Here is a 14,244-nt window from a genome sequence, read left to right on the forward strand (position 1 = left end):
ATCTTTCAATTAAATGCTTATTTTAGCGGCTTATAAATAAAACCACTAGACGCGCGTGGTAAATGTTCCAAATGCCGGAATGAAAAAAATAAAGTAATCGTATGAGACCAACATTTGTTTTACTGTTGAGTATTCTGTTCTCGACAACATTATGGGCTGAGTCCGTGACAGTGAGAGGAAAATTGATATCGGCATCCGATCAAAAGGGGCTGCCTTACGCTACCATTTCGGTGGCACGTGAAGCGGCTCCTGCCACTGCGGTGAAAAAACTGGCCACACAGGAGAACGGTACGTTTTCCACCTCACTCGATCCCGGAAAATATGTCTTTACTTTTTATTTTGTGGGAATGGATCAGATGGAAAAACCTGTAGAGATCGGCCCGTCACAAAAATCGGTTGACATGGGTGAAATCGAGATGAGGGAGAGCTCTACCGAACTCGATGAGATCAGTGTGACTGCCCAGGCGCCTTTGGTGAAGGTGGACATCGACAAATTGACCTACAACGCCAAGGACGATCCGGAATCATCCACTTCCAGTGTGCTCGACTTGCTGCGTAAAGTGCCGCTGGTGACGGTGGACGGGGAGGATGAAATTCAACTGAAAGGTTCCACTAATTTTAAGATATATCTGAATGGGAAACCCTCGAATATGATTACCTCGAACCCGTCACAGGTGTTGAAAAGTATGCCTGCCAACAGTGTGAAAGATGTGGAGGTTATCACTGATCCCGGTGCCAAGTATGATGCGGAAGGGATAGGAGGCATTATCAATATTGTCACCGACAAACGGGCCGATGACGGCTATTCCGGTTCCGTGGGCGTCCATGGCGACACTTTTGGCGGTTATGGCGGAAATGCATATCTGGCTACCAAGTACGACAAATTCGGGTTTACGGGAAATGCCGGATATTACAATTTCAGACGTCCGGCATCCGAATCTTCTTTCTATCGTGAAGAGACCGATCCGGCAAATATCCTGTCGCTCAACGGAACCAATAAAGGGAAGGGCGGCGGATTGTATCTGAGCGGCGCGCTCAGTTATGAACCCGACACGTTGAATCTGTTCAACCTGTCGGCCTCCCGGTTTGGGGGAGAGTACAATTCTATTGGTGTCCAGAATGCCATTTCCAAAGGCGCGCGCCCGCACTCCTATGATACCCGGACGAACAGCACCTCACAATATGGGGGAATGAATTTGTCTGCCGATTATCAGCGAAACTTCAAAAGAAAAGGGGAAATGTTAACGGTTTCTTATCGTTTCGAACGTAATCCCAACGACAGTGAATATGAGAGTGAATATGATCATGTGATAGATGAGCAAGAGACGTTCTATTATCCCGACGGATACCGGATGAAAAGTGTGAACAATGCCGGAGGAAACGAACATACCGGACAGGTCGACTATGTGAATCCACTCAACGGAAAACATAGTATTGAGGGGGGTGTGAAGTATATTTTCAGGGATAATTCCAGTGAGGGTGATCATACTTTGTTTGACGTGGAAGAAGGCATATGGAAGCCCGATCCGCGCCGGAAAAATGACCTCGAACATCAGCAGAAAATCACTTCAGGATATGCCGGTTATGGCTATAAAACAGGTAAGGTGGGAATGAAGGTCGGATTACGGGCTGAACATACCCTGCAGGATATCCATTTTATGAGCGCCGCTCAGGATACGATTGTCAAGACCCATTTCTTCGATCTGGTTCCCTCGGCTACCCTCTCCTGGCAGTTGGGGATGACCCGTACACTGCGGGGCGGATACAATATGCGTATTTCCCGTCCGGGGATATGGGTGTTGAATCCTTACGTGAATGATGTGGATCCCAACAATATCAGTTATGGTAATCCACGCCTCGATGCGGAACAGCAGCATAACTTCAATATCAACTACGGCTCTTTCTCCCAGAAGCTCAACTTCAATGCCACCGTCAGCTATTCTTTCGCGCAGAATGCGGTGACGAGTTACAGTTTTATCGAGAATGGGGTCACCCATAACACTTACGACAATATTGGCCGGAACCATACGGTGGGAACCAATGTGTATCTGAGTTGGACTCCCACTCAGATGATCCGCACCTATCTCAACGGGGGGATAAATTACACCGATATCCAGAGTACCGAAAACAGTGAATTAAGGAATAGCGGCTTTTCAGGACGCGCTTTCGGGGGGCTCACATTCACCTTTCCCAAAGATCTGAGGGTAGGTGTGAACGGAGGACTGTTTTCGAGCCGCGTGCAGTTGCAGACCAAACAATCGCCCTTCTATCATTACAATTTTAATGTGATGAAAAGTCTTTTTAATAAAAAACTGGATGTCTCCCTTTACGCGCAGAGTCTTTTTTCCAAATACAGGGAATTTTCTTCCACAACCACCGGGGACGGGTTCACTCAAAAGAACAAATTCCTGAATCCTATGCGTAGCCTTAACCTGAGTGTTACTTACCGGTTTGGTGATTTAAAATCTTCGATGAAAAGAGTGCAGCGGACAATCAGTAATGATGATGTCATGCAGAACCAGGATGGAAGTTCTCAGGGAGGCACTGCACCGCCACAAGGAGGAAATTAATGAGTCTTGAGCCATGCCATTTCTTTTTCCCGTTAAGATTGATTATCTTTACACCACATATATCGATGGAGTATGAGAATTGATATCATTACCGTACTTCCGGGAATAATAGAAGGGGCGCTTCACACCAGTATCCTGAAACGGGCTCAGGAGAAAGGACTGGTCGAATTCGGACTGCATAACCTGCGTGATTACACGCTTGATAAGCATAAGCGGGTGGATGATTATCCGTTTGGCGGTGAGGCCGGCATGGTTATGCAGATAGAGCCTATCGACAGGGCTATCAGTTATCTGAAGTCGCAACGGGACTATGATGAAGTGATCTTCACTACCCCCGATGGCGAGCAATTTACCCAGTCCACCGCCAATGAGTTTTCTCTGAAAGAAAATATTATTATTCTTTGCGGACATTACAAGGGAGTTGATTACCGGGTAAGGGAACACCTGATCACCAAGGAGATATCCATCGGCGATTTTGTGTTGACGGGTGGCGAACTGGTTGCCGCCATGATTGCCGATGCGGTAGTCCGTGTCATTCCCGGAGCCATCGGTGATGAACAGTCTGCTTTGTCCGACTCATTCCAGGATGGACTCCTCGCGCCGCCGGTGTATACCCGTCCTGCTGAATACAAAGGCTGGAAAGTGCCCGACGTGTTGCTGTCGGGACATGAGCGGAAAATAGAGGAATGGCGTCATGAACAGGCATTGGAACGCACCCGCAGATTGAGGCCGGATTTACTTCGATAGTTGCCCGGTTGATATTCGTGAAAATTTGGGATGCCGGATATCGGATTTAGGAAGTAAATAATTCCCAAATCCCAATACCCAAAACATTCGGTAGTTATTCCCTGCGAGCCGAATATTTTTCACCTTTAGAGAAGATAAGACGCGCTCCGGAAATCTTTTGATGGTAAACTCTCGCGATTTCTTTCAGCTTTCACTATCTTTGTGGAAAAAGTGGATTAATTTATGAAGGGAATCGTTTTAGCCGGAGGATCCGGTACAAGGTTATACCCTATTACCAAAGGAATATCGAAGCAATTACTTCCCATTTTCGATAAACCCATGGTCTATTATCCTATTTCTGCGCTGATGTTAGCCGGTATCAGGGATATTCTCGTCATCTCCACTCCGCTTGATCTGCCCGGATTTCAGCGGTTGCTCGGTGACGGATCCGACTATGGCGTCCATTTCAGTTATGCCGCGCAGCCTTCTCCGGACGGGCTGGCGCAGGCATTTATTATCGGAGAGGAGTTCATCGGGGATGACGCCGTATGTTTGGTGCTGGGCGATAATATTTTCTACGGGCAGGGATTTCCCTCCATGTTGCGCAAAGCGGTGGAAGATGCCGAAAGAGAGGGGATAGCTACCATCTTCGGTTATAATGTGACTAATCCGCAACGGTATGGAGTGGCGGAATTGGGTGAGGATGGCAAGGTGTTGAGCATCGAGGAAAAACCGTCTGAACCTAAGTCGAACTGGGCTGTCACGGGACTTTATTTTTATCCTAACCGGGTGGTGGAAATTGCGAGGCAAGTCAAACCGTCGGCCCGTGGGGAGTTGGAGATCACCTCTGTCAATCAGGCTTTCCTGGACGAACAACAGTTGCAGATGCTGCTCTTCGGCCGGGGTTTTGCCTGGCTCGATACCGGGACCCACGATTCCCTCTCGGAAGCGTCCACTTTTATCGAGGTATTGGAGAAACGGCAGGGGTTGAAGATATCTTGTCTCGAGGAGATCTCCTGGAGAAACGGCTGGATTACCGACGAGCAATTAAAGGAAATCGGGATGTCGATGAAAAATAGCCCATACGGAAAGTATCTGCTTAGATTGGTCTAGGTGGGAAAGGTTGCAAGAGATAAAGATTGGGTAATTGGGAATTATAATTGCTGATTCAGTTAAATGTTCGTATGTATATTATACAGACTGAGATAGAAGGAGTTGTGATCGTTGAGCCGAAAGTGTTCGGCGATGAGCGTGGCTATTTTTTTGAATCGTTTTCACAGAAAGAGTTTGAGGAGAAAGTATGTAAAACCGTTTTTGTGCAGGACAACGAGAGCCTGTCGGGATACGGGGTGGTGAGGGGGCTGCATTTTCAAAAACCTCCTTATGGACAGGCGAAACTGGCACGCGTGGTGAAAGGCAAAGTGCTGGATGTGGTGGTGGATATCCGCAAGGATTCTCCTACCTACGGGCAACATCTATCGATAGAACTCTCTGCAGAGAACAAGCGCCAGGTCTTTATTCCCCGCGGTTTTGCCCATGGTTATGCTGTGCTGGAGAATGAGACCATCTTCCAGTATAAGTGTGATAATTATTACGCGCCGGACTATGAAGGGGCAATCCTTTGGAACGATCCGCAACTCGGTATCGACTGGCATTTACCTCCCGAAGATATTATCCTTTCAAAAAAAGACCGGCAAAACCCACCATTTCAATCGCTGAATACTGATTACTGATTTGATTACTGATTTGATTACTGATTGCTAATTACTGAATACTAATTACTGATTAATAAAATTACCGGTTGCTTATGGTGCACATCCGTTTTTTAATTTTAACTCGATTGATTTCCGGTGGTCACTCGGCACAGAGTACAAACGAGCATGTTTCCGCTCTCATTCCTAAGAAAATTCAACTTTCAATTTAATATGTAAGTACCTCGGATGGGGGAGAATAATTCAATCATGGCAAAAAAAATTATCCTGATCACCGGTGGAGCCGGCTTTATCGGATCCCATGTGGTACGATTGTTTGTGAATCAATATCCCGAGTATCAGATCATCAACCTCGATAAGTTGACTTACGCGGGCAATCCTGCGAATCTGAAAGATGTGGAAGGGAAGCCCAATTACAGGTTCCTGAAGGCCGATATCTGTGATTTTGAAAAGATAAAAGAGGTTTTCACTACCTTCAACGTGACCGACGTGATCCATCTGGCTGCCGAAAGCCATGTGGATCGTTCCATTACCGATCCCTTCTCATTTGCGAAGACCAATGTGTTGGGTACCCTTAATCTGTTGCAGGCAGCGAAAGAAAGCTGGAAAGATACCTGCGCGGATAAACTCTTTTATCATGTTTCTACCGATGAGGTATACGGAGCGCTGGAGTTCGACGGTACCCTTTTCACGGAAGAGACCCGCTATGACCCGCATAGTCCCTATTCCGCATCAAAGGCCGCATCCGATCATTTTGTCCGGGCCTACCATGATACCTATGGTTTGCAAACCATTATCTCCAATTGTTCCAATAATTACGGGCCCAATCAGTTCCCTGAGAAGCTGATCCCGCTGTTTATCCATAATATCCGCCAGAATAAACCGCTCCCTGTCTATGGTAAAGGGGAAAACGTGAGGGATTGGCTCTATGTGGAGGACCATGCGCGCGCCATCGATTTGATCTTCCACAAGGGAAAGGCAGGAGATACCTATAATATCGGTGGTTTCAACGAGTGGAGAAATATCGACTTGATCCGGGTAATTATCAAAACTGTGGACCGCCTGCTGGGAAGGGAGGAGGGCGCATCGGAAAAGCTGATCACTTACGTTACCGACCGGGCAGGCCATGATTTGCGTTATGCCATCGATGCCTCCAAAATCAAGAACGAACTAGGATGGGAGCCTTCTCTCCAGTTTGAGGAAGGTATCGAGAAAACCGTGCGTTGGTATATCGAAAATCAGGAGTGGCTCGATGACATTGCCAGTGGAGCCTACCACGACATTTGCGGTGATTAGTCTATCTCTTCGAACCTGGCGGTGAAGAACCGTAATTGTTTCGGTTCATAGACAAAACGGAGCCCTTTGATAGTGTCCCTTTTTCGGTAGAGTGATTGAACGGCTTCTGCCACCAGATCCATATGGCGGTAAGTGTAGACACGGCGGGGAATAGTGAGTCGTACTGTCTCCAGCTTGGGTCGGTGATGGTCACCTGTGTTTTTATCGCGCCCGGCAGAGACGATACCCCGCTCCATGCTGCGCACGCCTGATTCCACATAAAGGTTGGCCGCGAGGCTCTGCGCCGGGAACTGATCCTGCGTGAGGTGCGGGCAGAAACGGCCGGCGTCCAGAAACACAGCATGCCCGCCGGTGGGCTCGATCATTGGGATACTTGCCTCCCGCAGCCGGTCGCCCAGGTAGCGCACCTGTTTCACGCGATGTGCTATATATTCATACTGCAACGATTCTTTCAGGCCGATGGCCATTGCTTCCATATCGCGTCCGGCCAGTCCCCCGTATGAGGGCATCCCTTCATATACAACCACCAACTCCTTTGCCTCCGCAAAAAGATCGTCATCGTTCAAACATAAAAATCCGCCGATGTTCACCAAGCAATCTTTCTTGCCACTCATGGTGCATCCGTCGGCATAACTGAACATCTCCCGTACGATCTCTTTGATGGAGAGGTCGCTATAACCATCCTCCTGCTCCTTGATGAAAAAAGCATTCTCCACACAGCGGGTAGCATCATAAAACAGTTTGATGCCATGCCGGGAGGTCAACTTCCGTACCTCTTTCATATTTTTCATCGATACCGGTTGACCGCCAGCCAAGTTGACCGTTACGGCAAGACATACATAGGCGATATTTTCGGCCCCTTTCTCGTCGATCAGTTTTTGCAGTTTAGCCAAGTCTATATCCCCTTTAAACGGGATGTTCAGCGAAGCATCATGCGCTTCGTCGCGGATGACATCGACAAAAATCCCGCCGTTGCGTTCCTGATGATAACGGGTAGTGGTGAAGTACATGTTGCCAGGCACATATTGTCCCGGTTGGATGGCGATCTGCGACAGCAGGTTCTCCGCTCCTCTTCCCTGGTGAGTCGGGACCACGTGCCTGAATCCGAATATATCCCGCACCGTCTCTTCGAGATGACGGAAATTACGACTGCCGGCGTAGGCTTCATCTCCCATCATCATGCCGGCCCATTGACGGTCGCTCATGGCATTCGTGCCGCTGTCGGTGAGCAGATCGATATATACATCGTCGCTTGGAATAAGGAACGTGTTAAACCCTGCTTCTCTGATCACTTTTTCCCGTTCTTCATGCGGAATCATTTTGACAGGCTCTATCGATTTGATGCGAAAAGGCTCTGCCGGATAGCTGTTCAGATTCATATTGGTGTCTTTTTGATGGTTTTTTCTTTACAAAAGTAATAAGTGTCGAGGAAAAAAACAAGGTTGCTTGAATTTTTTTGAGGGGCATCTTTTATTTTTTTTATGTAGCGGGAGCCCACAGGAATGCCGAATTTATTGGGGCATTTCCGAGGCGCATTTTACATTTAGTGGAAATTCATTTGTAAAAATAAATTTAAGGTGAAAAAAACAGTGCCCGGGCGCTGCCTGGCACGAAAATATTTAACCCTGCATGTACCAATCATACATCCTCTTCACACCTTCATCAATATCGACAGTATGTTTCCATCCCAATGCGTTTAATCTGGAGACATCAGTCAACTTTCGCATGGTGCCGTCGGGTTTTGAGGTGTCGAAAGTTATCTCTCCCGTATAGCCGATGGTTTTTCTGATTAATGTGGCCAGGTCGCGGATGCTGATTTCTTTTCCGGTGCCGATATTGACATGACAATTCCGTATCTCGGTTTTCCCTTTCACCAGATACGGAAAATCCACATTCTCCATAATATAGACGGAGGCGTCGGCCATATCTTCACTCCAGAGGAATTCCCGCAATGGTTTTCCGCTTCCCCATAATTCCACCCTTTCCTTATTGATGCCGTATTTCCGGAATATACTTTCCATATCCTGCCGCGTGCTGTTACCCGAAATTCCCTCCACCGGACGCCGGGCAAGATCCCGCCCGACAGTGTCCCAGTCATCGTTCATCAACGCTTTTGCCAGATGGATCTTGCGGATCATTGCAGGCAATACATGGCTCTTTTCAAGGTCGAAATTGTCGTTCGGTCCGTAGAGGTTGGTGGGCATCACCGCGATATAGTTGGTGCCATATTGGATATTGAAGCTCTCGCACATTTTTAATCCCGCGATTTTGGCGATGGCGTAAGGCTCATTCGTGTATTCCAGCGGCCCGGTAAGCAACGCCTCCTCAGAGATGGGTTGCGGTGCTTCCCGGGGATAAATGCAGGTGCTGCCAAGGAAAAGGAGTTTCCTGACATTATGCCGGAAACTCTCTCCTATGACATTATTCTGGATTTGCAGATTGCGATATATGAAATCGGCCCGGTAAGTGTTGTTGGCGACAATACCACCCACGTGGGCCGCGGCAAGGATCACATACTCGGGCTTTTCCCTGTCAAAAAAAGATTTCACGGCTGCGGCATCCAGCAGATCCAATTCCTGATGCGATTGACCGATCAGGTTGGTATATCCTTTCGATTGCAGGTTTTGCCAAATGGCTGATCCCACCAATCCGCGATGGCCGGCGACATATATCTTACTCTGTTTATCCATCATCAATTCCTATTAATTATCCATTCCTGAAATCGGGCGGGAAACCTACCGGGAGTATTTTCTCGCAACTTCCATATCGTGCTTCACCATGCGTCTGACCAGTTCTTCGAAGGATGTCTTCTGAGGATTCCATCCCAATAGGGATTTGGCTTTGGTGGGATCTCCCAACAACAACTCAACCTCCGCGGGACGGAAATATTGGGGGTCTACTTCTACCAACACACGTCCTGTAGCATTGTCGATTCCCTTTTCGGCAATACCTCTGCCTTCCCATCGCAACTTTATTCCTGCTTCGGCAAAAGCGAGGATGCAGAATTCCCGTACGCTGTGCATCTCTCCCGTGGCGATCACGAAGTCCTCCGGCACTTCATGCTGCAGCATCAGCCACATGCACTCCACATAATCGGGCGCGTAACCCCAGTCGCGTTTCGCATCCAGGTTCCCGATATACAACTTATCCTGAAGGCCCTGTGCGATACGGGCGGCCGCCAGCGAAATTTTCCGGCTGACAAATGTCTCACCTCTTCGTTCACTCTCGTGATTGAACAAAATGCCATTCACCGCGAACATTCCGTACGACTCCCGGTAATTTTTCGTGATCCAGAAGCCATATAGTTTCGCTACCCCGTAAGGGCTGCGGGGATAGAACGGTGTGGTCTCTTTTTGGGGGATTTCCTGTACCAGCCCGAATAATTCTGAAGTAGATGCCTGGTAGATCCGCGTCCTGTGTTCCAATCCCAGTATCCTCACTGCTTCCAAAAGACGAAGGGTGCCAACAGCGTCGGTTTCCGCCGTGTATTCGGGTACGTCGAAACTCACTTTTACATGGCTTTGTGCGGCCAGGTTGTAAATCTCGTCAGGCTGGACGTGCTGGATGATACGGATGAGCGAGCTGGAATCGGTCATATCGGCATAGTGCAGGTTGATGAGTCGCTGCTGTTTCATATCACGGATCCACTCATCAAGGTAAAGATGCTCTATCCTGGCGGTGTTAAAAGAAGATGAACGCCTCAGGGTGCCATGTACCTCGTATCCCTTCTTCAGAAGTAGTTCGGCAAGGTAAGACCCGTCCTGGCCGGTAATGCCGGTGACCAGTGCTTTTTTCATATAGAAGGGCTAATTTAAATTGATATTATACGCCACACTGATACCGGGTGTAAAGAAACTTTTTTTGTGGATAGCGCTCTCTTTACTGCCAAAACCCATATCGCAGTAGATGGAGAAATTGAATTGCCGCACGGCATAACCGGCTAAGGGTGAAAAAGCAAACCCTGCATAACTGGAACCGAATACTGCTCCGATACGCGGTTCCACAAAAAAGCCGTCGGCAATGCCTTCCTGGGTGAAACGATAACCGGCTAACGGCATGATGTAGGTGAAGCCGTCGTCGGCATCATTCTTAATGTTGGAGAGAAATTTCCCTTCCCCGTAAGGATTGTTGAAAGCTTTCACACTTAGGGAGATATAGTTGTTCGGGTTGGACGAGAGCAGGTTGTCCCGGGTGATCCAGCCAATAGTGCCGCCCATGCCGAATTTCTTGTCACGGCCTGTGTTGGCCACTAAACCGGCATCAACCGAAATATTGATATAATTGGTTTCCTGTGCTTCAGCCGACCGGATAGTTAGTGCGGCAAGTAAGATGATGATAAAAATAGTTCGTTTCATTTTTTTGATAATTTTAAGGGTGACTAATAGACGTTTGATTGCGTTTATATGCTGCAAATATACCGATTTAATTCTATTTTGCTTCGTTTTATCCCATTATTTTACTTTTTTAGAAGCTGTTTTGAATTTTTTCATCGATTGTTTTTTAGCCATTTTTTGATGGATTTGGATTTTCATTGATTGAAATGTGGTGGACTACTTAAAAGAAACAGCAACTTATCAGGAATCGTGGAGCAAAATAGTGTAACAATATCGGATTCATCACTTTAAAAGAAAACTTGTTTTAGCGAAAACGGGAGAAAACGCAATGAAAAGCAAAGATAACGCCGAGTTGCGTTACCAAATCGTTAGCTAAGGAGTTTTCTGATTCTTTTTCAACGAATTGTTTTACAATAGTTTGCATTGTTTTTCATTGGGTCGGATAACTCTAATAGAATTAAATTTGCAATTAAAACAATTAGAGTTAGGAGAAGTACCTTTAAGGTGTTGTTCTGCCTGAAAAAGAACGAGTTAAGACCCGACGGCAAAGCACCCGTCATGGGACGCATCACCTTCAACGGCACCATCGCCCAGTTCAGCTGTAAGCTGAACGTCATACCCTCGCTGTGGGACACCAAAGCCAACCGGGCATCGGGTAAAAGCATCGAAGCGCAGAAGATCAACCGGAAGCTGGATAATATCCGCACACAAATCGGCAAGCAGTACCAGCGTATTTCGGATAAAGACAATTTCGTTTCTGCCGAAAAAATCAAAAACGGATATCTTGGTTTCGGAGATGAATACCGCACCCTGTTGTCGATAGCCGACGAATTCTACGAGCAATACGCCAAACGCGTGGGAAAAGACCGCACCGAAGGCTCCTACGAGCAAATGCTTATCAACCGTAAACGCATGGAGCTGTTCCTAGGCGACAGATACAACCTGTCCGATATTCCCATCAAGAAATAGAACCTTCTTTTATTGAGGACTACTATACAAATAGGTATGCATAACCCAAAATTGAAATGAATTATTTAAAACGGACAAGTGACTCGATCCCTGTTCGATATTTTCTTTTGTTTTTAAAACCTTTATTGGTGTAAAAACATTTTAATATTACAGTTCCGCCATCTTTTTCAATAAATATTGCCTCGCCAAAATTGTATTGACCCAAGACAAGAATTTTGTCATTCAATGGAATACTTAATGTAGATTCTGCAACCCTATCTGCATTGAAAACCTTCTTTGCGTACCTCTTTGTCCTGTATTTTATGTGTTTTTCGATTAAAATTTCATTATTTTTTTCAGGTATTTGATTGAAGCCAAGTATTTGTGAAAATGATTTTTTTATCTCTGTTTCGATATCCTTTTTGTTGATAATTCCATTTAATGGCGGAAAATTTAAAGGGAATTGCGGATTATCTATCACAACAATACAATTTTTATCGTTCGATTCAAAGAAGCCCCTAAATGTAGTAGGATAGTTTAAATTGCCGTTAAGGTTATATATGTAAAAGAATTCTTTCCATCTGAATCCTTCAGGCATAGCAATTTTCACATTATTGACAGAATCAGCATAAATTTTATACTCATAAGCTTTGTAAGGGGCATATAATACCTTGATGGAGTCCACATAATTTCTTTTCCTTATAATTCTCTTATTTTCAAATGATTTGTTGTACTGAATGGGTGTGCAGGGTGTGGATTCATTAAGGTATACATACCCATCAAACCTGAATTTTGATAAAGGATAAAATTGATTTATCAATGCTATATTAGCTATGTACCTCAATGATGTAATCGAACTAAAATCTGTGCTTTGACAGTAAAATTTGCAACAATCGACTTTATCAGCAGCCCATTCAAAACTACCATGAACCGGTTTTTGCAAGTACCCTTCTCCAACTGATCCTTTATTGTAGGTTTTATATTTACCACTACCCACACAAAAAGTAACAGTGTGAAAATTATTACCATAACTTTCAGCAGTATATACGCCAAGATTTTTTATAGCAAACGGATGCGTTATACTATGCGGATTGTATGTGCGACTTAAATGCATACTGTGAGCATCTATTATTATTCTGTCGGATTCATTTGGGGCATATGTTGTGATTGCATGTTGCAATATTTTCCACATGTATTCATCCCTTTTCCGGGCAATAGCAATATTTTCAAAGGCATCTTTTTCTGTTGGTATACTCAACGAAATACCTTCCGCGAAAAAACTAAAGTTTTTTTCTCCCATCAGTTTTTTTAGTTTCTCATTCTTCTCCAGTAAATCTATAAGAGCGTCAAATCTTTTTCTTTCCGGGATTATTTCCCATCCTTCTTCAATAATATCCATGGATCCTTTAGCGCGTTTAGCGTAATAAGAACCTTGCTGGTTGTAACTTAAAGTATCCATTTTCATTAAAACATCATCAAGAAACTTTTCACTTTTTTCAATATTTTTATACGCTTCAAAATATTCAAATACGTAATAATCATTTCTTCTCAAATCAAGTCCTACAACATGTATTTTATCTGTGTTTTGTCGATTTCGATTTATTGTTCTTAACCTGTTTAGTAGTTCTACAGTTAGCTCTGCTTCGGAAAAAGAGTCGGTCACTTCTTCCATTATTCGATTTTGATAACTTTCTGGCAGAACTCCTTGTATATATAAGTCCCAGTTCATCACCATATCGAATCCGGCTTCAAAACATATCAGCTTTATACTTTTATCCTTACATAATTTTTCGATGATGTTTTTTTTCTCTTCTTGAATACTGAGGCTTCCGTGAATGGACTCTCCCAATCCTATAATTTTCTTATTCTTAAAGTCATTTAAATCGTCTATTAAAGGTAAAGATACAGCATCTGATTTATTTATCATAGGAGAATATTGTTGCAAAGCATGAGATAAATTCTGACTGGAAGTGAACATTTTAAAGTCGTTTATTTTTAATGATATTGAATCATATCTCATCATACTTTTCCCATAGATATGTACATCCATTACGGTTGCATCTGTATTTTTGAAACTCACTTTATTCAATCCGTTCATATTGAGCGGAAAAACGAGTTGTTCTAAAAATTCTTCATTATTTTGATAAAGTTTTACTTTTAGTAATAAGCTGTCAACTTTTAGACTCGAACAATTAAAAGAGAAATGAACACTATCTTTTGATAATATAAAACTACTGCAAATATCAAATGTTTCCGCTTCTTGTGGGTTATTCCACTTTATCGCCATACTCATCAGATACTTTTTAGAAAAAAACACTTGAAAAGTATTTTTATTTTCAATAATGTCGCTCTTTTTAACGCCAAAAGGTTCAGAAAAAAACTCCCAATTATATAGATTATTATAATCGTTGTTGTTTATTAGGTGCTGAGAATCAATGTTTTGAGCAAGTAGCAATAGTGATAAAATAGTCAATTCAATTCTCAAAATAACTAATTTTTCAAAAATAAAAAACTTCCAAATCATTCGATATCTTTTTTATTTAGTTGATAATTTAGGTTAATTAAAAAGAGTTTACTGACTTCCATTTAAGATACCTGCTTCTATTGACATTTTTATTTTCAAAGTTTTGAGTTTTTTACAAAATTGCAAAAAAAACA

Annotated in this window: 11 protein-coding genes; 6 read left to right on the forward strand and 5 right to left on the reverse strand. The window is 44.4% G+C overall.

The features are described from left to right. Positions 1-101 precede the first annotated feature (101 nt). The 5 genes from D7D25_RS00410 (at position 102) to rfbB (ending at position 6,304) form a co-directional block, all read left to right on the forward strand. On the forward strand, positions 102-2,570 hold the full coding sequence (locus D7D25_RS00410; RefSeq protein ID WP_122967007.1) for an outer membrane beta-barrel family protein: 2,469 nt from the start codon (positions 102-104) through the stop codon (positions 2,568-2,570). Between the two features lie 72 nt (positions 2,571-2,642). Next, a complete protein-coding gene (gene trmD, locus D7D25_RS00415) occupies positions 2,643-3,317 on the forward strand; it encodes a tRNA (guanosine(37)-N1)-methyltransferase TrmD (protein WP_019538667.1) in 675 nt (224 codons plus the stop codon). A 222-nt stretch (positions 3,318-3,539) separates the two neighbouring features. Continuing rightward, the gene (gene rfbA, locus D7D25_RS00420) at positions 3,540-4,409 is read left to right on the forward strand and encodes a glucose-1-phosphate thymidylyltransferase RfbA (RefSeq protein WP_122967008.1); all 870 of its coding nucleotides are present in this window, start codon (positions 3,540-3,542) and stop codon (positions 4,407-4,409) included. 71 nt (positions 4,410-4,480) lie between these two features. After that, positions 4,481-5,029: a dTDP-4-dehydrorhamnose 3,5-epimerase gene (gene rfbC / locus D7D25_RS00425; RefSeq protein WP_122967009.1), complete on the forward strand. Its 549-nt coding sequence runs from the start codon at positions 4,481-4,483 to the stop codon at positions 5,027-5,029. Between the two features lie 228 nt (positions 5,030-5,257). Beyond that, positions 5,258-6,304 carry a dTDP-glucose 4,6-dehydratase gene (gene rfbB, locus D7D25_RS00430; protein ID WP_122967334.1) on the forward strand — a complete coding sequence of 349 codons (1,047 nt, stop codon included), beginning with the start codon at positions 5,258-5,260 and terminating at the stop codon, positions 6,302-6,304. Here the strand turns inward: rfbB and D7D25_RS00435 are convergent. From D7D25_RS00435 to D7D25_RS00450, 4 genes are all read right to left on the reverse strand, one after another. Then, entirely contained in the window at positions 6,301-7,683 is a 1,383-nt protein-coding gene (locus tag D7D25_RS00435; protein WP_122967010.1) for a tyrosine phenol-lyase, read from the reverse strand. The genes rfbB and D7D25_RS00435 overlap by 4 nt on opposite strands. Positions 7,684-7,923: 240 nt before the next feature. Next, on the reverse strand, positions 7,924-8,997 hold the full coding sequence (locus D7D25_RS00440; RefSeq protein WP_122967011.1) for a GDP-L-fucose synthase: 1,074 nt from the start codon (positions 8,995-8,997) through the stop codon (positions 7,924-7,926). Between the two features lie 42 nt (positions 8,998-9,039). Then, positions 9,040-10,101: a GDP-mannose 4,6-dehydratase gene (gmd, locus tag D7D25_RS00445; protein ID WP_122967012.1), complete on the reverse strand. Its 1,062-nt coding sequence runs from the start codon at positions 10,099-10,101 to the stop codon at positions 9,040-9,042. A gap of 9 nt (positions 10,102-10,110) precedes the next feature. Next, positions 10,111-10,659 (reverse strand): hypothetical protein, encoded by a 549-nt coding sequence (locus tag D7D25_RS00450; protein WP_122967013.1) that lies wholly within the window; start codon positions 10,657-10,659, stop codon positions 10,111-10,113. Positions 10,660-11,145: 486 nt separating this feature from the next. Between D7D25_RS00450 and D7D25_RS00455 the strand changes: the two genes are divergently transcribed. Further along, positions 11,146-11,607 (forward strand): Arm DNA-binding domain-containing protein, encoded by a 462-nt coding sequence (locus D7D25_RS00455; protein WP_255417112.1) that lies wholly within the window; start codon positions 11,146-11,148, stop codon positions 11,605-11,607. A gap of 61 nt (positions 11,608-11,668) precedes the next feature. On the opposite strand, the gene D7D25_RS00460 is transcribed toward D7D25_RS00455, so the two are convergent. Further along, on the reverse strand, positions 11,669-14,110 hold the full coding sequence (locus D7D25_RS00460; RefSeq protein ID WP_122967014.1) for an erythromycin esterase family protein: 2,442 nt from the start codon (positions 14,108-14,110) through the stop codon (positions 11,669-11,671). Positions 14,111-14,244 lie beyond the last annotated feature (134 nt).

Origin of the sequence: Proteiniphilum sp. X52 (assembly GCF_003712195.1) — a bacterium.
GTDB lineage: Bacteria > Bacteroidota > Bacteroidia > Bacteroidales > Dysgonomonadaceae > Proteiniphilum.